Below are 20051 nucleotides of genomic sequence, written 5' to 3'. Positions count from 1 at the left end.
CCTCAGCGCGGCTTCACCTTCGCCTTGGAGCGGTGGCGGGCGAGGGATTCGCGCAGCGGCAGCTTCTCGGGGACGAGGGAGAGCTCCTCGATGAGGCCGATCGTGCCGTCCGGGAGCAGGCCGCGCAGCTGCGCCGCGATCCGCCAGCCGTCCTCCGCCTGCGCGATGTCGAACAGGTGGTAGCCCGCCCGGTGCGTGATGGTGCCGCCCCGGGACGAGGCCGAGGGCGCGCCGACCACGGGCACGGGCAGGGACGGCCCCAGGATCGTCGCGACCGAGCCGATATGGTTGTGGCCGTGCAGGATGAGCTCGGCCCCGACCTTGCCGATCATCGTCTCGAAGGCCCGCGAATCGGTGAGGTTGCGCCCAGCCGAGGCGCCCGCCGTGTGGGGCGGATGGTGGATCATCACCACCCGGCACAGGCCCTCCGCGCCGAGCTGCGCCAGCAGGGCTTCGGTCTCCGCCATCTGGCGCCGCCCCATGCGCCCGCTCGCCACGAAGGGGGCGGTCGGGATCGCCGAGGACAGGCCGATCAGGGCCACGGATCCGCGCCGGCGCACGTAAGGGAACTGCCCCAGCACGCCCGAATCGTCGGAGGTAAAGTCGGAGCAGACCGCGAGAAGCCCGTCCAGGGCCCCGTCGATATAGGCGTCGTGGTTGCCGGGCACGAAGCTCACCCGGTCGGGGGGGCCGAGGCTGTCGAGGAACACCTTGGCGGTGGTCCACTCGTCCGGCAGGCCGATGTTCGACACGTCGCCCGTGCAGGCGATGTGGTCGGGCTCATGGTCGAGCATGTCGGTGACGAGGGCCGCGAGCAGCTCCATGTCGTGGAACTTGTCGCGGCCGCGGCGCCAGTTGATGTAGCCGGTCAGCCGCTTGGACAGCAGCTGCCGGAGCCGCGGACGGGGCAGGGGACCCACATGGGGGTCCGTCAGGTGCGCGATGCGGAACATGGACATCAAACGTCGGGTGCCCCCGCGGGTTCGATGGCGGGCGCACGGATCCGATCAGGCGCTGCCGATGAAGATGCCGGCGAGGAGCACGAGGAACCCGCCGACGACCACCTGGAAGGTGGCGCGCAGGAACGGGGTATCCATGTATTTCGTCCGAATCCAGGAAATTGCGAAGAGCTCCACGACGACGACCACGGCCGCGATCACGGTCGCGATGACGAACGCGTTCTCCCAGGCGTCGGGCACGAGGTAGGGCAGGGTGTGGCCGAGCCCGCCCACCGCCGTCATCACGCCGCAGACCACGCCCCGCAGCCACGGCGAGCCGCGCCCGGTGATGATGCCGTCGTCCGAGAGCGCCTCGGTGAGCCCCATGGAGATGCCTGCGCCCACCGAGGCCGCGAGCCCCACGAGGAAGGTCTCCCAATTGTGCTTGGTGGCGAAGGCCGCCGCGAACAGGGGGGCGAGGGTGGAGACCGAGCCGTCGATGAGGCCCGCGAGCCCCGGCTGCACATATTGCAGGACGAAGAGACGCCGCTTGGCCTCGGTCTCGGCCGCGGCCTCGTCGCCGGACAGATGAGCCTCCTCGAGCTCCCCCGCGCGCCGCTCGTGGCCGCGCTCCACCTCCGCGAGCTTCGTGAAGAGGGCGCGCACGGCGACGTCGCTCGTCTGCTCGGCCGCCCGCTCGTAGAAGGTCGCCGCCTGCATCTCCATGATGGCGGCCTCGCGGCGCATCTTGGGGGCGTCGAGATTGGGGTTCCACCACGGGGTGCTGCGGCGCAGGAAGCCGCGCACGTCCTCCCGGCGGATGGGCGGGAGATGCTCGCCGAAGCGGGACCGGAAGAGCTCGTAGAGCGAATCGCGGTGGTTGCGCTCGTCGCCAGCCATGTCGTCGAACAGGCGGGCGGAGGCGGGGAAATCGGCACGCAGGCGGTCCGCGAAGCTCTGGTAGATCCGCGAATCTTCTTCCTCGGCCGCGATGGCGAGCGCGACCACCTCGCGCTCGGTCAGTTCGGACAACGACTTCATGGGCCCTCCGGTCGGGTGGCCCACCTTAGCGGCTTGGCCGCGGACCGGCCATGCGCCAGGATGCCCCCGCGTTGCGGCGGGGCGGTCCGCCGGGGCTCAGTACTGGGCGCCGGGGATCAGCGTCGAGACCACCTCGTTGTTGGTCATGTCGAGGGACGGCGACCAGACGTAGCGGCTCGGGCGGGAGAGGTAGGAGAGGACGAACGAGAGAAACATGACAGCACCTTTTGTCTTAGGCCCAGCTTATACGCCTGCGCTGAGCGCAAAGGAAGGCGCGCGTTGCGCGCGTTTGGCGCCTCAGTCATGTGTTGTGCGCATGCGCACATTTACCGCTTGGTCATAATCTTTCGCCAACCGTGAGAACCCATGCCCGACGACCCGCACCCTGAGGATGGCATCCGCCACGCGCTGCTCCGGCGCGCCCTGCCGCTCCTCTTCCGCCTCACGCGGGCGCTGACGCTCGGCGTGCGCGGCGCGGTGCTCGACGGCGAGGGCCGCGTCTTCCTCATCCGCCACACCTACGTGAACGGCTGGCACATGCCCGGCGGCGGCGTCGAGATCGGCGAGACGGCGGAGGCGGCGCTCGCCCGCGAATTGGAGGAGGAGGCCCTGATCCGCCTCGACGCCCCGGCGGTTCTGCACGGCGCCTATTTCAATCCCGGCCTCGCCAATCGCGATCACGTGCTGGTCTACGTGGTGCGGGACTTCACGATCCTCGGCGTGAAGGCGCCCGACCGCGAGATCGCGGAGACCGGCTTCTTCCCCCTCGACGCCCTGCCCGAGGGCACGACGAGCTCCACGCGGCGCCGGCTGCAGGAAATCACTTCCGGCCGCCCACGCGACCCGATCTGGTGACGCGCTCCGCTCCCCTCTCCCATGGGGAGAGGGATGCACGAAGTGCCAGGGGGTGAGGGGGTACCACGCCCATCCAGCTTACCTCCCCCTCATGCTGAGGAGGCCTGCGTGGCAGGCCGTCTCGAAGCACGCACAACGCTTGCCACAGCCGTCTGGAGACCACTGGAGCGCCCTTCGAGGCCCGCCTGCGGCGGGCACCTCAGGACGAGGGTGAGGGATGGGATAAGGCTATCGTCTCAACCCGCCATCGCCCGGCAGGCCGCGTGCCGGTGGCATTCGGTGAGGTGGTCGTTGGTCAGCCCCGTGGCTTCCATGAAGGCGTAGACGATGGTCGGGCCGACGAAGTTGAACCCGTGAGCCCGCAGCGCCTTCGACACGCGCCGGGAGATCTCGGTCTCGGTGGGAACCTCGGCGCGGGTGGCGAAGCCCGGCTGCAGAGGGCTACCGTCGACGAAATCCCACAGGAACGCCGAGAAGCCCCCTCGCTCCTGGATCGCGAGATAGGCCCGCGCGGAGCGGATCGCCGCCTCGATCTTGGCGCGGTTTCGCACGATGCCGGGATCGTTCATGAGCCGCGCCACGTCGCTCTCGTCGAAGCGCACCATGGCGTCGGGCTGAAAGCCCGCGAAGGCGGCGCGGAAGGCCTCGCGCTTGCGCAGGATCGTGATCCAGGACAGGCCCGCCTGGAAGCCGTCGAGGATGAGCTTCTCGAACAGGGCGCGGTCGTCGCGCTCGGGCACGCCCCAGTCGGTGTCGTGATAGGCCATGTAGAACGGATCGGTGCCGCACCAGCTGCAGCGGGCGAGCCCGTCCGGGTGGTGGATCAGCCCGTCGCTCACGCGCCCTCGCCCGGATAGGGGAAGCGCGCCCAGTCCGGCCGCTCGAAGCGCACGGGCATGCCGCCCGACAGGATGGCCTCGCCCGCCGCGAGCGCGTCCGTCGCGCGGTCGACGCGGATCAGCGCGAGGCCCCGGTCGCCGGCGCCGCTGCCCGCGGTCCCGAGGCCCCGCTCGCCCGCCACGACCGGGCTGCCGACCTCGGCCGAGAATCCCTCGGGGTAGACGAGGGATACGATGCGGGTGCGGGCGGTGCCGCGGTGCTGCATGCGCGAGACCACCTCCTGGCCCACATAGCAGCCCTTGTCGAAGTCGACGCCGCCGAGCTGATCGAGGAGCGCCTCGTGCGGGAACGCGTCGCCATAGGTGAAGTCGGCCACGCCCTCGGGGATGCCCAGGCGCACCCGGTGGGGCAGGTACTCCTCCCAGGTCGCATCCGCGAGCCCCGCCGCCTCCTCGCCCGCCATGATGGCGCGCCAGCCCAGGGCCGGCAGGCGCGGATCCTCGTGGACGAGCCCAGCCTCGTCGGCGGGGCGGGCGGCGTCGCCCCAGCCGGCCACGACCGCGAGCGCCGACGACAGGTCGGCGACCTCGACCTTAGCGCGCAGGCGGTAGAAGCCGAGCCGCTTGGCGAGATCGGCGCACAGGACCACGGGCGCGTCGAGATAGAACCCGCCGCCGGCATCCTCCGGCGCCTCAATCACGATGAAGTCGGCGATGATCTTGCCCTGGGGCGTCAGCAGGGCGCCGTAGCGCGCCTCGCCCGGGGCGACGCGGTCGATGTCGCAGGTGACGAGGCCCTGCAAGAACGTGCGGGCATCCGCTCCCGCCACCCGCACCACGCCGCGATTCGTCAGATGGGCCGTGGGCAAGGAAACTCTCCGCTCGGTCGAACCGCTGCCGTGACATAAGCCGCCCGTGGCGCGGCCTCAAGGGTGACGACGAGGCGGAGGTCAGTCCGCCGTTTCATTGCTGTTCTCTAGCCAAACGCCGATCCCAAGCGCGGCTGGCCCCTCCCCCCCCTTGCGGGGGAGATGCCCCGTCAGGGGCAGAGGGGGGTCGGCGAGGCGTTCGCCTCGCCGCGCGACCGAACGATCAGGCTAGCCGCTGCCATCACCGTAGGTCCGGCGCTATCGCGCCGACCCCCCTCCGCATCCTCCCCCGCAAGGGGGGAGGGGGGTATGGTCCTGGCGCCGTGGAACGCTGTCCAACGGGGAGGCGCCTCGTCTTGGCTCGACGTTCGTCCGGGCAGATTGACCGGGGGAACAGCGCCGTCGAGCGGAGCCCTGACGCCAACTCCTCCTACCCCCGTGACAACCTCCGCCCGCTCGCCTTAATGCGGGGAGCGGAACACGGGAGACAGCGGGCATGACGGCGACCTTCGACCTCATCCTCAAGGGCGGCACGATCGCGAACCAGGACGGCGTGGCGCCGGGCGACGTCGGCGTGCGCGACGGGCGCGTCGCGGCTCTGGGCTCGCTCGGCACCGCGTCCGCGGGCCAGGTGATCGACTGCACGGGGCTGCACGTCCTGCCGGGCGTCATCGACAGCCAGGTACATTTCCGCGAGCCGGGGCTGGAGCACAAGGAAGACCTGGAGACGGGATCGCGGGCCGCGATCCTGGGCGGCGTCACGACCGTGTTCGAGATGCCCAACACCAACCCGCAGACCACGACGCCCGAGGCGCTCGCCGACAAGATCCGCCGGGGCCGCCACCGCATGCATTGCGACTTCGCGTTCTGGGTCGGCGGCACGCGCGAGAACGCGGCGCACGTGGCGGAGCTGGAGCGCCTGCCCGGCGCGGCCGGGATCAAGGTGTTCATGGGTTCGTCGACGGGCTCGCTCCTCGTCGAGGACGACGAGGGCGTGCGGGAGATCCTGCGCCGCACCCGGCGGCGGGCGGCCTTCCACTCCGAGGACGAGTTCCGGCTGCGGGGGAGGGCCCCCTTGCGCCGGCGCGGCGACCCGTCCTCGCATCCCGAATGGCGCGACGTGGAGACGGCCGTGCGCTGCACCACGCGCCTCCTGCGCATCGCCCGCGAGACGGGCGCGCGCATCCACATCCTCCACATCTCCACCGCCGACGAGCTGCCCCTGCTCGCCGCCGCCAAGGACGTAGCGACCTGCGAGGCCACGCCCCACCACCTCACCCTCGTGGCGCCCGATTGCTACGAGCGCCTCGGCGCCTACGCCCAGATGAACCCGCCCGTGCGCGAGGAGCGCCACCGGACGGGCCTGTGGGAGGCGGTCCGCGCCGGGATCATCGACGTGCTCGGCTCCGACCACGCGCCCCACACCCGCGAGGAGAAGGAGCACGAGTACCCCGACACCCATTCGGGCATGACGGGCGTGCAGACCCTCGTGCCCATCATGCTCGACCACGTGAACGCGGGGCGCCTCACCCTGGAGCGCTTCGTCGACCTCACCTCGGCGGGGCCCAAGCGACTCTTCGGCCTGGCCCGCAAGGGCCGCATCGCTGTGGGCTACGACGCCGACTTCACCGTGGTGGACTTGAAGCGCCGCGAGACGATCACGAACGCCCGCGTCGCCTCCCGCTGCGGCTGGACGCCCTATGACGGCGTCACGGTCACGGGCTGGCCCGTCGGCGCCGTCCTGCGCGGCCGTGTCGCCATGTGGGACGGGGATCTCGCGGGCCCCTCCATGGGCGAGCCGGCGGCGTTCGAGGAGACGCTGGGATAGGCCGCGATCTGCCCGACGACGCGCCGGTGATTGAGGCGCCTCAGAACAGGTCCGGGCGCCTCAGCCGGAGGGTCTGGACGAGGGTGAGGAGCTTCAAGTCGTCGAGGGTGCCGGCGTCGGCGCGGGCGGCGAGCTCCGACAGGGCGGTCTCGGCGAGCGTGATGTCCTCGCCCTCGCCCTCCACGCCGCCACCCTCGGCGACCCGGTCGGCCGGGGTGTAGGTGGCGAGGAAGAGGTGGGTGCGCTCGGTCGAGAGGCCGGGGGTGGTCCAGACGAGGCCGGCGGGCTCGACGGTCTCGAGCCGCAGGCCGACCTCCTCCTCCGCCTCGCGGCGGGCGGTCGTCTCGGCGGGCTCCTCGTCGTCGATGACGCCCGCGATGGCCTCCAGCGTCTCGGCCTGTCCGGCGGCGAAGAAGGGCGGCGGCCGGAACTGGCGCACCAGCATCGCGACGCGCCTCTCGGGGTCGTAGGCGAGAACCGCGATGACGGTCCCGTGGTCCTCGATCTCGCGGCGGAGCATTTCCCCGTCGGGGGTGCGGATCGTCGCGACGACGAGCTTGCACCAGCCCTCGTGGATCGGGTCGATTCGGGTGATCTGATAGGCCATGAGCGTTCCGGGCGCGACGGGCCCCCGGATTTAAGACGCCTGAGACCGCGGGAGGTTCAGTGGCGCGCACCGTCCACACTGCGCCCGAGCGGACGCGGTGACGCCTGGGACGACGGATGGTTCGGTGCGGCGCTCCGGCTCAGTGGCGCAGCGCCGTCGAGAAGGCGCCCGAGCGGATGCGGCTCGGCAGCGTCTCGGCATAGACGGCCGCCGCCTCCTCGCCATAGGTCTCGACGAGCTCCTGGAAGGCGGCGAAGAGGGCGGCCTGGGCCATGCAGTCGGCGTCGATCCCGTCGAGCTGCCCCTCGACGAAGGCCTCCACGACATAGGAGAGGGCGGCGCGCTTGTCCTCGCTCGCGGACTCCAGGTTCGTCGGGATGAAGTCGTTCTCGGTCATGGCTCAGCTTAACGTCGGGCGGGCTCTCGCCCGGGCCTTCATTTAACGGCGGGGGTGCGCCGTCCGCCAGAGCCAAGTTGCGAAGAGGTTAATGGAGCCGGGCCAAGTCTGTGCACCATGCGGAATTCCGCCCTATGGGGGCGACTTGTCCCCAGGCGGGCGCGCTCGGACGCCGCCTCTATCCGCCGAATCGGCCCGCGAGCGTGCGCGACAGGCTCTCGCCCTCGCGGACATAGCGCGCGACGGCGGCCTGCGCGTTGGGGGTGCAAGCCCGGTAGGTGAGGGCGAATCCCTTGAAGCCCCGGTTGTAGGCCCCCGCCAGGCGCTCGCGCCGTCCGGGCGTGGTGCCCTCGGCGGTGAGCAGGGCCTCCATGCGCGCCCGCCAGTCGCCGGCGTCTGACTCCTTGCACAGCGTGCGCAGGAAAGTGAGCGAGCCCAGGATCTCCGACAGCCGCAGGAGCTCCTTCTCGTAGGGCGCTCCGGGCGGCTCGGGCGCCGGGGGAGGCGTCTCGGGCTTTGCCGGCGCGGCCTGCGCCGGCGGGGCGGACCGCCGCTGGCTCTGGGCGGGGGCGGGCTCGACGGCCCCGAGAAGGGCGGCCACGCCCAGCGCGACGAGGACGAGCCGCCTCATGCGCCCACGCGCTCCATCCGCGCGAAGGCCTCGCCCAGGAGGGACGCAAGCCCCGGCGTGGCCGGGAGCGATTGGAGTTCGGCCTGCGTCACCCAGCGTACCTCGATCGCTTCGGCGCCGGGGCTCGGTTCGCCCGACACCCAGCGCGCCGCATGCGCGCATACAACGAAATGGTGGCGCACGCGATCCCGCTCGTCACGCTCGACGATCTCGACATGGTTCACGAAGCCGACGATCTCCGCCTCGACGCCCACCTCCTCGCGCAGCTCCCGAAGCGCCGCCTGCGCCAGGGTCTCGCCGGGCTCCACGAGTCCGCCGGGAAGGCTGAACAGCCCCTGCGCGGGCGGCTTGGACCGCGACGCGACGAGCACCCGTCCGTCGCGGAACACGGCGACGGACGCGGCAAGGAACGGGCGCGCGGGATAGGTGCGGTCGAGGGTCACGGGGGAGGGATGCACGCAAGCGGGGCGCGGCGTCAATCGCCGGGGCGCTGTCTTGCAGCCCCGAAGGCTTCCCTGGATGACGCGCAGCTCCCCTCTCCCATGGGGGAGGGGCCGGGGGTGAGGGGGTGCCACGCTGATCAAGCGATCTCCCCACCCCCTCATGCTGAGGCGGCCTGCGGAGCAGGCCGTCTCGAAGCGCGCACCACGTTCCAGCAGCGTAGGCGATCCCTGGAGCGCCGTTCGAGGCCGGGCTCCGCAGGGCACCTCAGGACGAGTCGGGAGGGTCGGACAGCCTCCCAGGACGAGGTTGAAGAGGCAGAGCCTAACCCTCTCCAATCCCCCCATTCACGCCCGGTTCGAGGGCAGCATGCGGTGGATCACCCGGTCGTGCTTGCCAAAGCGGTGGTAGAGCGCGCCCGTCACGTGGAGCGCGATGGCGAACACGGTGAGATGCGCCAGCACGCTGTGGCCGATCGCGGCGATATTGCCCAGCGGCGAGCCGTTGGGGAGGATCTTCGGCAGGGGGAACAGGCCGAAATAGGTGGGCTGCCAGCCCCGGGACGAGGCCCAGGCGAGCCCGAGGACCGGCATGGCGATGAGGGCCGCGTAGAAATAATAGTGGTTCACCCGCGACACGATCTGCAGCCAGCGCGGCAGGTCCTTCGGCGAGGGCGGCACGTGATGCAGGTGCGTCAGGCGCCAGCCCAGGCGAAACAGCATGATGGCGAGGATCGTGGCGCCAGTGCCCATGTGGAAGCCGAGCACGTAGCCCGCCGGCTGGCCCGGCTCCGCGCCGCCGAGCGTGTAGCCCATGAAGAGCTGGAGCAGCACCACCGCGACGATGGTCCAGTGAAGCGCCTTGATGACGTTGTCGTAGGAGCCGCCCGTGCCGTTGTCCTGCGCGTCGGCATAGACCTCGTCATACTCGGCCGCGATGGCGCTGGCCTGGGGCGAGCGGGTCGCGGCGGCGTCGGCCACGACGACGCGGCGCGGGGCGGTGTCGGTCCGGGGATCAGTCATTCTCAAGGCCTCCGACGTGCTTCTGGGCGTAGAGTTGCAGGCCGATCTGGCTGATCAGCTCCAGCTGGGTTTCGAGGAAGTCGATATGGCCCTCCTCGTCCTCGGCGAGGTCCTCGAACAGGCGCTTCGACACCCGGTCGTTGACCTCGTCGCAATATTTCGCGGCTTCCAGGTAGAGCGAGCGGGCGTCGTGCTCCGCCGCGAGGTCGCACTCGATGATCTCCTGCACGGTCTGGCCGATGCGGAGGGGATCGAGGACCTGGAGGTTCGGGAAGCCGTCGAGGAAGATGATGCGCTCGATGAAGCGATCGGCGTGGCCCATCTCCTCCAGCGATTCCTTGCGCCAGGTCTTCGCGAGATTGAGGTAGCCCCAATCCTCGAGGATCCGGTAGTGCAGCCAGTACTGGTTGACCGCCGTCAGCTCGCTGCGCAAGCCCCGGTTGAGATAGTCGATGACCTTAGGCTCACCCTTCATAGATCCCCTCGCTTCGGACGGACGCGTCGCGCTCCGAAGCTTAAAGCGGGGCGGCGGGGGAATGTTCCGTTAGGGAAGGTTGGTCGCGGCGGAGCAGGACGCGGCGCAACCTCCGCAGGCCGGGGCCGCCTCGGCCGCGGCGGCGGCAAGCGCCTTGTCCATGATGGCGCGGATGGTCACGGCGCAGCGCCCGCATTGCGGGCTGCAGCCGAGGCAGCGATAGACCTGCGCCGGCGTCTGGGGGCAGGTGCCGTCCGCCGCCCTCATACAGCCGCTCACGTCGCGGTCCGAGAGGCGGTTGCAGGAGCAGACGATCATGGGCGCCAGTTTGGAATGATTATGAAGTGCGATATCCTTCAACAGGTTAGCGTGATCCCGACCCCCGCGCCACCGCTCCCGCCCCGTCCCGCGCGTGGTCGTGTGACGCAGGCGGCGCGGCTCAGAGCGTGGGCTTCTTGATCGACGAGGTGACGAGGTCGTCGGGGGAGGGCTGGGGCAGGGGCGCGGCATCCGGGCGATCGAGGCCGTAGACGTCGTCGCGGAAATGGACCGTGCCGTCGGCGGTGGCGTAGCCCGTCAGGTAGACCCATGCCACGGGGACGTGCCGGGTGAGGCGCACGTCGCGGCGGACGCCGGCCGCAATGGCCGCGTCGATGTCGCCAGCCGTCCAGGGGGTGGGGCCGCCCGGCGCGTCGGGGTTGGGCGTGCCCTGGAGCAGCCATTCCGTGAAGGCGCGCACGTCGGCGACGCGCACGCAGCCCGAGGAATGGAAACGGTCGTCGCGCGCGAACAGACCCTTGGAGGGCGTGTCGTGCATGTAGACCGCGAGCTTGTTCGGCATGTCGATGCGGACCTGTCCGAGCGAGTTCGAGGTGCCCGGATCCTGGCGGAAGGTGTAGCGCAGCGGCGCGTCCGTGCTCCAGTCGAGCGTCGCCGGATCGATCTCCCGGTTATAGCCGTCGAGGATGCGGATGTGCATCTTCGCGAGGTGGCCCGGGTCCTTGCGCTGGCGCGGGACGATGTCCTTCTTCACGATGGAGACGGGCAGGGTCCAGGTCGGGTTGAAGTTCACGTTCTGGATGCGGGCCTCGATCGTGGGGGAGGCGCGCTCGCGCTTGCCCACCACCGCCACGTAGCGGCGCGCCACCTCGCCCCGCTCCACCGCCTCGACGGTAGCGGAGGGGATGTTCACCACCACGTAGCGCTCGCCGAAGGGGAACTTGGACTCGGCGATGCGCCGGGCCGAGCCCGCGAGCTGGCGGGCGCGGATGTCCGCCGGGACGTTCAGCGCCGCAAGCGTCCGGGCCGCCACGAGGCCGCTCTCGGGCAGGCCGTGGCGGGACTGGAAGCGCTGCACAGCCTCGACGATGCGGGAGTCGAACACGTCGCCGGGCAGGGCGGCGAGGGGTAGGTCGTCGGAGGCCGCGAGCCGCGCCTTCAGGGCTGCGACGCCGGGACCTCGGTCGCCCGCCTTCATGGCGGGGCCCGCGGGCAGGACGGGCCAGCCGCCAGCCTCCGCGATGCCGCGATAGGCCTCCGCGGCGCGCAGGGTGGCGAGGTAGGTGTCGGCCGTGAAGGCCGGGCGCGGGTCCTGCGACAGCTTCACCGGAACCGGCGCGGGCCTGAGCGTGGGGAGGCCGTTGCCTGCGGCGGCGGTCGGGGCGACGGACGCGGGCAGGGGAGGGCCGACGAACGCCGTGCCGGGCTCGGCCGGCCGCAGGGCCTGCGGGATCGGCGGGCCCTCGGCCCGCGGCGCGGCGCTCTCGATGCGCTCCGGTGCCGGCTTCGGCTCGACGGCATGGGCCGGCATGGCCGCGAGGGCCGCCAGCAGGGCTGGCAGGGGAAGGGAGATCCGGCGCATCCAGGGGTACTCGGTCCGTTTACCTTAACCGAGTGTGCCCGACGGCGGTGAACGAAGCGTAAGGTGCCGGGGGGAGGCGGAGGTCAGATTGGGACGGGATGGCTGGCGGGCCAGATCGGGAGGCTATGGAAACCGCTCCGCTTGTCATGGCCGGGCTTGACCCGGCTATCCAGTCGGCGCGTTGGCCTGGTTCCCCGGGTCAGGCCCGGGGATGACGGTGGGAGATCACATCCGCGGAGTGAAGAGCGGGCTAGCCGCCCACCACAATCACGTGCAGGCGCCGGGGGCCATGAGCACCGAGCAGGAGGGTCTGCTCGATGTCGCCGGAGCGGGAGGGGCCGGTGATGAAGTTCACCGTGCGGGGCATCTCGCCCTTGCCGTAGGCGCGGCGTACCTTGGCCCAGGCGCTCTCGTAGTCGCCCTGCAGGTCCTTGGCCTCGACCACGACGATGTGGTTGTCGGGCAGGAAGTTGAGGGTCGAGGGGTTCTCGGGGCCGGACACCATCACGAGCGTGCCCGTCTCGGCGACGCCGCCGAAGGCGTGGGAGACGGCGTTGAGGTCGCGCCCCTCGCTCACGCCCTGGCTCACCTCCAGCGCCGTCTCGGCCCAGGGCATGGCGGCAAAGCGCGGGTCGTCGCCCCGCCGGATCGTGGCGGGAAGGTTGTGGCCGCGCAGGAACTCGGCCACGGCGGCGGGTACCTCGTCGGGGCTCGCCACCTCCGTGATCGTCGCGAGCGCCCCCTCGACCTGCGCCCGGAACAGATCGAGCCGCTCGCGCCCGCTCACCTGGCCGCGCTTGGGGATCACGCCGCGGGGCGCCCGGTCGATCCGCTCGTCCACGATGCCCTGGCGCGTGCGCTCGGCGCCCGTGACGCCGAGCGAGCGGCGGATGTTGGAGAGGATGTCGTCGCGGGCGGAGGTCATGGCAGGGGCTCTGGCGGGTCGGGGATGAAGGCTTCGTCGCGGATGGCGTCCATGGGCAGCGCGTCGAGATAGGCGGCGATGCGGCCTTCGTCGACGGGCTCCCCCTGCTCCAGGAAAAGCCCCTCGGTCAGCTCGGTCACCCGCCCGCGCTCCTCGCTCACGAAGTCGGGTACGCGCGCGGCAAGGCTCGGGCTGTCGCGCAGGACGCGATCGAGGCGTTTGCGGAACGCCCGCAGCTCCTTGATCCAGCCGCGGCGCGGCTCGCTCCGGGGCGAGTGGGCGAGCTTCACCAGGTGGATCAGGATGAGGGAGAGAAGGCTCGTCGCCTCCCGTCTGTCGCGCCGCCCCAAGCTCTCGATCTCCTCCGCGAGGTTCTCCCAGTCGAGCGGCGCGTTCACGCGCTCCGCGCCGGCGCGGCGCAGGCGCTCGGCCTGCTCCTGGGTCCAGCGGAAGAAATCCGTCTCGTAGAGGCTGTCGCGGCGGCGCCCCGGCTCGTCCATCACGCCGCCCTCTTGGCCCGCTCCTGCGCCCAGCGGGCCTGGAAGGTGCCGCCCTGGGGCACGGGGAAGTCGCGGTGCTTGGTCCAGCCGTCGGCGAAGGGCAGCCAGGCGAAGCGGCCCTTGGCGCGGCCGGCGAGCGCGAGCGCCCCCATGCCGATGCGGGTCGCGAGCCGGTAGAGCCCCGGGCGCTTGGCGAAGAAGGCCCAGGTCTTCAGCCCCGAGCGCACGGTGGCGGGGGTGAGGTGGCGCTCGAACTCGCGCTCGCGCCAGTGCCGCATGAGCTTCGGCAGCGGGATGCGCACGGGGCACACGCTCTCGCACCGGCCGCAGAAGGTGGAGGCGTTGGGCAGGTGCCCCGCCTTGTCGACGCCGATCAGCGTCGGGGTGAGCACCGCGCCCATGGGGCCGGGATAGACCCAGCCATAGGCGTGCCCGCCGACCGCGTGGTAGACGGGGCAATGGTTCATGCAGGCGCCGCAGCGGATGCAGCGCAGCATCTCCTCGAAGCTCGTGCCGAGCATGGAGGAGCGCCCGTTGTCGAGAAGGATGACGTGGTAGTTCTCGGGGCCGTCGAGGTCGGCCTCCCGGCGCGGGCCCGTCGAGAAGGTGGTGTAGACGGAGAGCTCCTGGCCCGTGGCCGAGCGGGCGAGCACCCGCAGGATCTGGCTCACGTCCTCCAGCGTCGGCACGAGCTTCTCGATGGAGGCGAGCACGATGTGGGTCTTCGGGAGGATCTGGGTGAGGTCGCCGTTGCCCTCGTTGGTGACGATGATCGAGGTGCCCGTCTCGGCGACGAGGAAGTTCGCCCCCGTGATGCCGACATCCGCCGCGAGGAAGCGCTGGCGCAGCACCGCGCGGGCCTCGGTGAGGAGCTGCACCGGCTCGGAGAGGTCGCGCTCCGCGTCGAGATGGGTGTGGACCCGGCGGAAGTCCTCCTCCACCTGCGTGGCGTTGAGGTGGACGGCGGGCGCGATGATGTGGGACGGCATCTCGCCGCGCAGCTGGATGATGTACTCGCCCAGATCCGTCTCGACGGGGGTGATGCCGGCGCCCTCGAGATGGGCGTTGAGCCCGATCTCCTCGGTGATCATCGACTTGCCCTTGGTGACCGTGCGGGCCCCCTGGTCGCGGCAGATCTGCAGGACGAGCGCCCGGGCCTCCTCCGCCGTGCGGGCGAAGTGGACGTGCCCGCCCGCGGCCTTCACCTTGGCCTCGTAGCGCTCGATATAGAGGTCGAGGTGCTGGAGCGTGTGGTTCTTGATGTCCCGCGCCTGGTCCCGCAGCTCCTCGAACTCGGGCAGCCGGTCGGCAGCGGCCTGGCGCTTGTCGATGAAGCCGCTGCGCACGTTGCCTAAAGCGCGCTGGAGCTGCGTGTCGGCGAGAGCGCGCGCGGCGTTCTCCTTGAACTGCGGCGAGGTGGGATGGGCGGTCATCGCGGGCTCTGGGGTGACGGACTGCCCTTTATGTAACCCGATTGCGGCGCGGATGCGAGACGATCGCGTGCGGGGCTTCGTCGCCGTCGCAAGCCGCAGAGCCTGCCCATAACGATTGCGCGACCCGGCCCCCGGGCAGGCCGGCGCGGGTGGATCAACCATTGACGCCCCCGCCCCCGGCATGTTTCCTCGGCGTCTCATGAGCGTCGCCCCGCCTCTCTCCCGGTCCAAGGCGCTGAGCCTGCCCAACCTGCTGACCTACGGACGGTGCGCGGCGGTGCCCGCCGTGGTCGCTCTCCTGTTCTGGCCCACCGAGCCGTGGGCCCGCTGGACGGCGCTCGGGGTCTTCATCGTCGCGGCCCTCACCGATTATCTCGACGGCTACCTCGCCCGCGCGCTTTCCCAGCAATCCGCGCTGGGCCGCATGCTCGACCCGATCGCCGACAAGCTCCTCGTGGCGGCGAGCCTCCTGATGCTCGCCCACGACCGCACCATCACGAGCTGGTCCCTGTGGGCCGCCATCGTGATCCTGTGCCGCGAGATCCTCGTGTCGGGGCTGCGCGAGTTCCTCGCCGAGCTGAAGGTGAGCGTGCCCGTGAGCCGCGTCGCGAAATGGAAGACCGCCCTCCAGCTCGCCGCCATCGGCGTGCTCATCGCGGGACCGGCGGGGGAGACGATCCTGCCCGGCATCACGGCGGTCGGCATCGGGCTCCTGTGGATCGCGGCCGTGCTCACCATCTATACGGGGTGGGATTATTTCCGGGCGGGGGTGAAGCACCTCGTCGACGAGGGACCGTGATGCGGCTCAAGATCGTGTACTTCGCCTGGGTCCGCGAGCGGGTGGGCAAGCCAGAGGAGACCGTCGAGCTGCCGGACGGTATCGCGACGGTGCTCGACCTCGTGCGCTGGCTGAAAGGGCGCGGCGAGGAATACGAGCATGCCTTCGAGAACGAGGGTGTCGTCCGCGCCGCCATCGACCACGTCCACGTCAAGCCCGCCACCGCGCTGGGCGACGCCCGCGAGATCGCCTTCTTCCCGCCGATGACGGGGGGCTAGCCGGTCCGGCTTCTCCGGCTCCGTCGGCGCTGCCACCCTCACCCGACGCTTCGCGTCGACCTCCCCCATCGAGGGGGAGGTTGGCTCGGCTCCGCCGAGCTGACGCGAGGCGCGCCGGCCGATGGCTGGAGCCGCGCGCAGCGCGGCAACCTCTCCCCTGGTGGGAGAGGTCGGGCCGCAGGCCCGGGTGAGGGGGGAACCACCACGCCTCCCGCGCGACCCGCCAACCTTACGAAATCGTCATCCCCCGGCCAAAGCCCCGTAATCCGCGGGGGCTCATGGTGCGCCTCAACGATGGTTCACCCCCTCGAGGAGCAATGCCCACCATGACCAATCCCCCCAATGGCCGCGCCCGCTGGATGGGCGCCGTGGCGCTCGCCGCTCTCCTGACCGGCGGGGCGCTGGGGTCCGGCGTCGTCGTGCCGTTCCAGCCCGCCCGCGCCGAGGTCCTCTCCCTCGACAAGCCCGCCGCCGTGCCCTCCTTCGCCGACGTGGTGGAGCGGGTGAAGCCCGCCGTGGTGTCGGTGCGCGTGAAGACCAAGGCCGTCGCGGCGGCCGACACCGGCGAGCGCGGCGGGCGCTTCGGCATGCCCGACCTCCCCGACGACCACCCGCTCGCCGAGCTGTTCCGCCGCTTCGAGGGCCAGGGCCGTGGCGGCCCGAACGGCCCCGGCATGGGCCCGCGCCGCGGTCCCGCGCAGCCCGGCATGAGCCAGGGCTCGGGCTTCTTCATCTCGGGCGACGGCTATCTCGTGACGAACAACCACGTGGTCGACAACGCCGCCGAGGTCCAGGTCGTCATGGACGACGGCCGCACGCTGGACGCCAAGGTGGTGGGCACCGACCCGAAGACCGACCTGGCGCTCGTGAAGGTGAACGAGGGCGGCGATTTCCCGTATGTCCGCCTCGCCCCCGAGAAGGGCCGCGTCGGCGACTGGGTCGTGGCCATCGGCAACCCGTTCGGCCTCGGCGGCACGGTGACAGCGGGCATCGTCTCGGCGCAGCACCGCGACATCGGCTCGGGTCCCTACGACGACTACATGCAGATCGACGCGGCGGTGAACCGGGGCAACTCGGGCGGCCCGACCTTCAACCTCAAGGGCGAGGTCGTGGGCGTGAACACCGCGATCTTCTCGCCCTCGGGCGGCAATGTCGGCATCGCCTTCGCGATCCCCGCCCACGTGGTCCAGCAGGTGGTGACCGAGCTCAAGACCAACGGCTCCGTGACCCGCGGCTTCATCGGCGTGCAGATCCAGCCGGTCACCAAGGAGATCGCCGAGGCGATCGGCCTCAAGGAGGCCCGCGGCGCCCTCGTGGCGGAGGCCCAGAAGGGCACCCCGGCCGAGAAGGCGGGCGTGCGCTCAGGCGACGTGATCCTCTCCGTCAACGGCGAGGCGATCAAGGACGCCCGCGAGCTGTCGCGCAAGGTGGCCTCCATCGCGCCGGGCACCAAGGTCCCGCTCAAGGTCCTGCGCCAGGGCCGCGAGCAGACCCTCGATCTCGAGGTCGGGCGCCTCTCCGGCGCCTGATGCCGGCGCCGGGCGCCGCAACCTTACCCCCCCCCAAGGGCGCCCGGCAGCAAGGCTGCGGCGGACCGGTCCCTCCCCCCGACCGGTCTGCCGCTTTTGCGTTTCAAGCGTTACAGTGGCGGCATGAGATCGATCACCCGTCGAGCGGCCCCGTGCCCCGCCCGTGGAGCCCGCCCATGCACATCCTGATCATCGAGGACGACCGCGAGGCCGCGGCCTTCCTCGTCAAGGCGTTCCGCGAGGCGGGCCACGTGGCGGATCATGCGGCCGACGGGCTCACGGGTTACGGCATGGCCGAGAGCGGCGACTACGACGTGCTCGTCGTCGACCGCATGCTCCCGAAGCTCGACGGCCTGTCCCTCATCCGCTCCCTGCGCGAGCAGGGGGGCGAGACGCCCGTCCTGATCCTCTCGGCGCTGGGCCAGGTGGACGACCGGGTGAAGGGCCTGCGGGCCGGCGGCGACGACTATCTCCCCAAGCCCTACGCCTTCTCCGAGCTCCTCGCCCGGGTCGAGGTCCTGGCGCGCCGCCGCCGCACGGCGCCCGCGGCCGAGTCGACCGTCTACCGCGTCGGCGACCTGGAGCTCGACCGCCTCTCCCACCGCGTCACCCGCGGCGGCGCCGAGATCGTGCTCCAGCCCCGGGAGTTCCGCCTCCTCGAATACCTCATGAAGAACGCCGGCCAGGTGGTGACCCGGACCATGCTCCTGGAGCACGTCTGGGACTACCATTTCGACCCCCAAACCAACGTGGTCGACGTCCACGTCTCCCGCCTTCGCGGCAAGATCGACCGCGGCTTCGACCGCCCCCTCATCCACACGGTCCGCGGCGCCGGCTACATGATCCGCGTCGGTGGGGAGGGGGGCGCGTGAGGGCGGACGCGACGCGCTCCCCTCTCCCGGATGGGAGAGGGATGCACGAAGTGCCAGGGGGTGAGGGTAGCGCGCTGAAACCAGCTCGCTCCAACCCTTCCGCTTGTCATGACCAGGCGCAACCCGGCCATCCCCCCGGAGCGTCGGCCTGGGTCCCCGGGTCAAGCCCGGGGATGACCGGGGAAGGGGCGGCGCCGTGGTGACCACACGACCGGCCGCCCACCCTCACCCCCGGCCCCTCTCCCATCCGGGAGAGGGGAGTGCGTTCCGGCGCCCCGGGCCGGTCGTGAAGCTCTTTCGCTCCACCGCCTTCCGCCTGTCGCTCGTCTATCTCGTGGTCTTTGCCCTGTCGGCGTTCGGCACCCTCGGCTACGTGGCCTGGAACGCGCAGCGCCTGCTGTTCCAGGGGCTGGTCGGCACCGTGGAGGCGGAGATCACGGGGCTGGCCGAGCAGTACCGGGTGGGGGGCCTGCGCCAGCTCATCGCGGTGGTGGAGGCGCGCTCGCGCGAGCCGGGCGCCTCGCTCTACCTCGTCACCACGCCCGCCGGCGAGCGGGTGGCCGGCAATGTCGACGCCCTGGAGCCCGGCGTCCTCGACCGGCCGGGCCAGCGCGAGATCACCTATCAGCGCGGGCGGCGCGAGGAGCGTTTCGGCGAGCCGCACCGGGCGGTGGTGCGGGTCTTCGTCCTGCCGGGGGGCTTCCGCCTCCTCGTCGGGCGCGACGTGGAGGAGCGGGCGCGCCTGCGCGACGTGATCCGCCGCGCCTTCGGCTGGTCCATGCTGCTCGTGCTGGGCCTCGGCTTCTTCGGCGGGCTGTTCGTCACGAAGCGCGTCCTGCGGCGCATCGATGCCATGACCGACACCACGCAGTTCATCATGGCGGGGCACCTCCACGGGCGGCTGCCGCTCGCCGGCACCGGCGACGAGCTCGACCGCCTGGCCGGGAACCTCAACGCCATGCTGGACCGCATCGGCGTGCTCATGGCCGGCATGCGGCAGGTGTCGGACAACATCGCCCATGATCTGAAGACCCCGCTCACCCGTCTGCGCAACCGGGCCGACGAGGCCCTGCGCACCGCCCGCACCCCCGACGAGCTGCGCGCCGCGCTCGAGGCTAATATCGAGGAGAGCGAGAACCTCATCCGCGTCTTCAACGCGCTCCTGATGATCGCGCGGCTGGAGGCGGGCAACGCGCAGGACATCCTCTCCGACATCGACGCTGCCGAGGCTGCCCGCGGCGTGGCGGAGCTCTACGATGCGCTGGCCGAGGAGGCCGGCATGAGCTTCGAGGCGCGGATCGAGGGGAGCCTGCCGGTGCGCGGCAACCGCGAGCTCCTCGGCCAGGCCATCGCGAACCTCGTCGACAACGCCATCAAGTACGGCGCGCCCGCGCCCGGCGAGGGGGAGAAGCCCGTGGTCGTGAGCGCCCGCCGCGTGGGAGCCGAGGCCTTGATCACGGTGGCCGACCGGGGGCCGGGCATCCCGGCGGCCGAGCGCGACCGGGTGCTGGAGCGCTTCGTGCGCCTGGAGACCGCCCGCACCCGCCCCGGCTTCGGCCTCGGCCTGAGCCTCGTTACCGCCGTCGCGGGGCTGCACGGCGGCCGGCTGATCCTGGAGGACAACGGTCCGGGATTGCGGGCGACGTTGGCGATCCCGCTGAGGTGACGGGGGTGGCTCCCCTCTAAGGGGAGAGGGATGCACGAAGTGCCAGGGGGTGAGGGGGTACGACGGCAAACCAGCGGTCTCCCGCTCCGGTGCCCCCGCCCGCACCCTCGTCCTGAGGTGCCCTGCGGAGCAGGGCCTCGAAGGGCGCTCCGGGGATCTCCGGACGGCTGTGGCGAGGTGCTGCGTGCTTCGAGGCCCTGCTGCGCAGGGCGCCTCAGCATGAGGGGGCTGGAGACCGCTGGACCAGCGTCGTACCCCCTCACCCC

Annotated in this window: 22 protein-coding genes; 7 read left to right on the top strand and 15 right to left on the bottom strand. The window is 71.3% G+C overall.

Annotation, left to right across the window (positions count from 1 at the left end; genetic code table 11):
- Positions 1-2: 2 nt before the first annotated feature.
- Positions 3-953 (bottom strand): metallophosphoesterase family protein, encoded by a 951-nt coding sequence (locus F0L46_RS15330; protein ID WP_149819542.1) that lies wholly within the window; start codon positions 951-953, stop codon positions 3-5.
- 54 nt (positions 954-1007) lie between these two features.
- Positions 1008-1979, bottom strand: coding sequence for an iron exporter MbfA (gene mbfA, locus F0L46_RS15325; RefSeq protein ID WP_149819070.1), 972 nt, complete (start codon positions 1977-1979; stop codon positions 1008-1010).
- A gap of 366 nt (positions 1980-2345) precedes the next feature.
- Between mbfA and F0L46_RS15320 the strand changes: the two genes are divergently transcribed.
- Positions 2346-2834, top strand: a complete 489-nt coding sequence (locus F0L46_RS15320; RefSeq protein WP_149819068.1) for an NUDIX domain-containing protein — start codon at positions 2346-2348, stop codon at positions 2832-2834.
- A 236-nt stretch (positions 2835-3070) separates the two neighbouring features.
- On the opposite strand, the gene F0L46_RS15315 is transcribed toward F0L46_RS15320, so the two are convergent.
- Both F0L46_RS15315 and ygfZ read right to left on the bottom strand, forming a co-directional pair.
- The gene (locus F0L46_RS15315) at positions 3071-3673 is read right to left on the bottom strand and encodes a DNA-3-methyladenine glycosylase I (RefSeq protein ID WP_149819066.1); all 603 of its coding nucleotides are present in this window, start codon (positions 3671-3673) and stop codon (positions 3071-3073) included.
- Positions 3670-4542: a CAF17-like 4Fe-4S cluster assembly/insertion protein YgfZ gene (ygfZ, locus tag F0L46_RS15310; protein ID WP_149819064.1), complete on the bottom strand. Its 873-nt coding sequence runs from the start codon at positions 4540-4542 to the stop codon at positions 3670-3672. Before ygfZ ends, F0L46_RS15315 begins: the two co-directional genes overlap by 4 nt.
- 496 nt (positions 4543-5038) lie before the next feature.
- Between ygfZ and F0L46_RS15305 the strand changes: the two genes are divergently transcribed.
- Complete coding sequence (locus tag F0L46_RS15305) at positions 5039-6370, top strand: dihydroorotase (protein WP_149819062.1); 1332 nt, start codon at positions 5039-5041, stop codon at positions 6368-6370.
- A gap of 40 nt (positions 6371-6410) precedes the next feature.
- Here the strand turns inward: F0L46_RS15305 and F0L46_RS15300 are convergent, their stop codons facing one another.
- From F0L46_RS15300 to F0L46_RS15250, 11 genes are all read right to left on the bottom strand, one after another.
- A complete protein-coding gene (locus tag F0L46_RS15300) occupies positions 6411-6977 on the bottom strand; it encodes an NUDIX domain-containing protein (protein ID WP_149819060.1) in 567 nt (188 codons plus the stop codon).
- A gap of 139 nt (positions 6978-7116) precedes the next feature.
- Positions 7117-7374: a hypothetical protein gene (locus tag F0L46_RS15295; protein ID WP_149819058.1), complete on the bottom strand. Its 258-nt coding sequence runs from the start codon at positions 7372-7374 to the stop codon at positions 7117-7119.
- A 178-nt stretch (positions 7375-7552) separates the two neighbouring features.
- Positions 7553-8005: a TIGR02301 family protein gene (locus tag F0L46_RS15290; protein ID WP_149819056.1), complete on the bottom strand. Its 453-nt coding sequence runs from the start codon at positions 8003-8005 to the stop codon at positions 7553-7555.
- Positions 8002-8448 carry an NUDIX hydrolase gene (locus tag F0L46_RS15285; RefSeq protein WP_240540016.1) on the bottom strand — a complete coding sequence of 149 codons (447 nt, stop codon included), beginning with the start codon at positions 8446-8448 and terminating at the stop codon, positions 8002-8004. Before F0L46_RS15285 ends, F0L46_RS15290 begins: the two co-directional genes overlap by 4 nt.
- A 345-nt stretch (positions 8449-8793) precedes the next feature.
- Positions 8794-9468, bottom strand: a complete 675-nt coding sequence (locus F0L46_RS15280) for a cytochrome b (RefSeq protein WP_149819052.1) — start codon at positions 9466-9468, stop codon at positions 8794-8796.
- Positions 9461-9943 (bottom strand): bacterioferritin, encoded by a 483-nt coding sequence (gene bfr / locus F0L46_RS15275; RefSeq protein ID WP_149819051.1) that lies wholly within the window; start codon positions 9941-9943, stop codon positions 9461-9463. The genes F0L46_RS15280 and bfr overlap by 8 nt, the downstream gene beginning before the upstream one ends.
- 69 nt (positions 9944-10012) lie before the next feature.
- Entirely contained in the window at positions 10013-10261 is a 249-nt protein-coding gene (locus F0L46_RS15270; protein WP_149819049.1) for a (2Fe-2S)-binding protein, read from the bottom strand.
- Between the two features lie 121 nt (positions 10262-10382).
- Complete coding sequence (locus F0L46_RS15265; protein ID WP_240540015.1) at positions 10383-11804, bottom strand: L,D-transpeptidase family protein; 1422 nt, start codon at positions 11802-11804, stop codon at positions 10383-10385.
- Positions 11805-12054: 250 nt separating this feature from the next.
- A complete protein-coding gene (locus F0L46_RS15260; protein ID WP_149819047.1) occupies positions 12055-12729 on the bottom strand; it encodes a LutC/YkgG family protein in 675 nt (224 codons plus the stop codon).
- A complete protein-coding gene (locus tag F0L46_RS15255) occupies positions 12726-13229 on the bottom strand; it encodes a DUF29 domain-containing protein (RefSeq protein WP_240540028.1) in 504 nt (167 codons plus the stop codon). Before F0L46_RS15255 ends, F0L46_RS15260 begins: the two co-directional genes overlap by 4 nt.
- Positions 13229-14662 (bottom strand): LutB/LldF family L-lactate oxidation iron-sulfur protein, encoded by a 1434-nt coding sequence (locus F0L46_RS15250; protein WP_149819043.1) that lies wholly within the window; start codon positions 14660-14662, stop codon positions 13229-13231. Before F0L46_RS15250 ends, F0L46_RS15255 begins: the two co-directional genes overlap by 1 nt.
- A gap of 199 nt (positions 14663-14861) precedes the next feature.
- On the opposite strand from F0L46_RS15250, the gene pgsA reads away from it, so the two are divergent.
- The 5 genes from pgsA to F0L46_RS15225 all read left to right on the top strand — a co-directional run bounded on the left by pgsA (position 14862) and on the right by F0L46_RS15225 (position 19785).
- Positions 14862-15461 (top strand): CDP-diacylglycerol--glycerol-3-phosphate 3-phosphatidyltransferase, encoded by a 600-nt coding sequence (gene pgsA / locus F0L46_RS15245; RefSeq protein ID WP_149819041.1) that lies wholly within the window; start codon positions 14862-14864, stop codon positions 15459-15461.
- On the top strand, positions 15461-15718 hold the full coding sequence (gene moaD / locus F0L46_RS15240; protein WP_149819039.1) for a molybdopterin converting factor subunit 1: 258 nt from the start codon (positions 15461-15463) through the stop codon (positions 15716-15718). The genes pgsA and moaD overlap by 1 nt, the downstream gene beginning before the upstream one ends.
- 326 nt (positions 15719-16044) lie before the next feature.
- Positions 16045-17247, top strand: coding sequence for a trypsin-like peptidase domain-containing protein (locus F0L46_RS15235; RefSeq protein WP_438646684.1), 1203 nt, complete (start codon positions 16045-16047; stop codon positions 17245-17247).
- Between the two features lie 176 nt (positions 17248-17423).
- Positions 17424-18119 (top strand): winged helix-turn-helix domain-containing protein, encoded by a 696-nt coding sequence (locus F0L46_RS15230; RefSeq protein ID WP_149819034.1) that lies wholly within the window; start codon positions 17424-17426, stop codon positions 18117-18119.
- Between the two features lie 286 nt (positions 18120-18405).
- Positions 18406-19785 (top strand): sensor histidine kinase, encoded by a 1380-nt coding sequence (locus F0L46_RS15225; RefSeq protein ID WP_240540014.1) that lies wholly within the window; start codon positions 18406-18408, stop codon positions 19783-19785.
- Positions 19786-20051 lie beyond the last annotated feature (266 nt).

Origin of the sequence: Salinarimonas soli, assembly GCF_008386575.1 — a bacterium.
Taxonomy (GTDB): domain Bacteria; phylum Pseudomonadota; class Alphaproteobacteria; order Rhizobiales; family Beijerinckiaceae; genus Salinarimonas_A; species Salinarimonas_A soli.
This window is presented reverse-complemented; position numbering and strand designations above follow the sequence as displayed.

Bases quoted from the DNA above. Each gene is read 5' to 3' on its own strand.
- F0L46_RS15295 (WP_149819058.1), bottom strand. From the start codon at position 7,374: ATGACCGAGAACGACTTCATCCCGACGAACCTGGAGTCCGCGAGCGAG.
- F0L46_RS15230 (WP_149819034.1), top strand. From the start codon at position 17,424: ATGCACATCCTGATCATCGAGGACGACCGCGAGGCCGCGGCCTTCCTC.
- F0L46_RS15235 (WP_438646684.1), top strand. From the start codon at position 16,045: ATGACCAATCCCCCCAATGGCCGCGCCCGCTGGATGGGCGCCGTGGCG.
- pgsA (WP_149819041.1), top strand. From the start codon at position 14,862: ATGAGCGTCGCCCCGCCTCTCTCCCGGTCCAAGGCGCTGAGCCTGCCC.
- F0L46_RS15265 (WP_240540015.1), bottom strand. From the start codon at position 11,804: ATGCGCCGGATCTCCCTTCCCCTGCCAGCCCTGCTGGCGGCCCTCGCG.
- F0L46_RS15280 (WP_149819052.1), bottom strand. From the start codon at position 9,468: ATGACTGATCCCCGGACCGACACCGCCCCGCGCCGCGTCGTCGTGGCC.
- F0L46_RS15320 (WP_149819068.1), top strand. From the start codon at position 2,346: ATGCCCGACGACCCGCACCCTGAGGATGGCATCCGCCACGCGCTGCTC.
- F0L46_RS15300 (WP_149819060.1), bottom strand. From the start codon at position 6,977: ATGGCCTATCAGATCACCCGAATCGACCCGATCCACGAGGGCTGGTGC.
- F0L46_RS15250 (WP_149819043.1), bottom strand. From the start codon at position 14,662: ATGACCGCCCATCCCACCTCGCCGCAGTTCAAGGAGAACGCCGCGCGC.
- moaD (WP_149819039.1), top strand. From the start codon at position 15,461: ATGCGGCTCAAGATCGTGTACTTCGCCTGGGTCCGCGAGCGGGTGGGC.
- F0L46_RS15260 (WP_149819047.1), bottom strand. From the start codon at position 12,729: ATGACCTCCGCCCGCGACGACATCCTCTCCAACATCCGCCGCTCGCTC.
- F0L46_RS15330 (WP_149819542.1), bottom strand. From the start codon at position 953: ATGTTCCGCATCGCGCACCTGACGGACCCCCATGTGGGTCCCCTGCCC.
- F0L46_RS15290 (WP_149819056.1), bottom strand. From the start codon at position 8,005: ATGAGGCGGCTCGTCCTCGTCGCGCTGGGCGTGGCCGCCCTTCTCGGG.
- F0L46_RS15255 (WP_240540028.1), bottom strand. From the start codon at position 13,229: ATGGACGAGCCGGGGCGCCGCCGCGACAGCCTCTACGAGACGGATTTC.
- mbfA (WP_149819070.1), bottom strand. From the start codon at position 1,979: ATGAAGTCGTTGTCCGAACTGACCGAGCGCGAGGTGGTCGCGCTCGCC.
- bfr (WP_149819051.1), bottom strand. From the start codon at position 9,943: ATGAAGGGTGAGCCTAAGGTCATCGACTATCTCAACCGGGGCTTGCGC.
- F0L46_RS15270 (WP_149819049.1), bottom strand. From the start codon at position 10,261: ATGATCGTCTGCTCCTGCAACCGCCTCTCGGACCGCGACGTGAGCGGC.
- F0L46_RS15305 (WP_149819062.1), top strand. From the start codon at position 5,039: ATGACGGCGACCTTCGACCTCATCCTCAAGGGCGGCACGATCGCGAAC.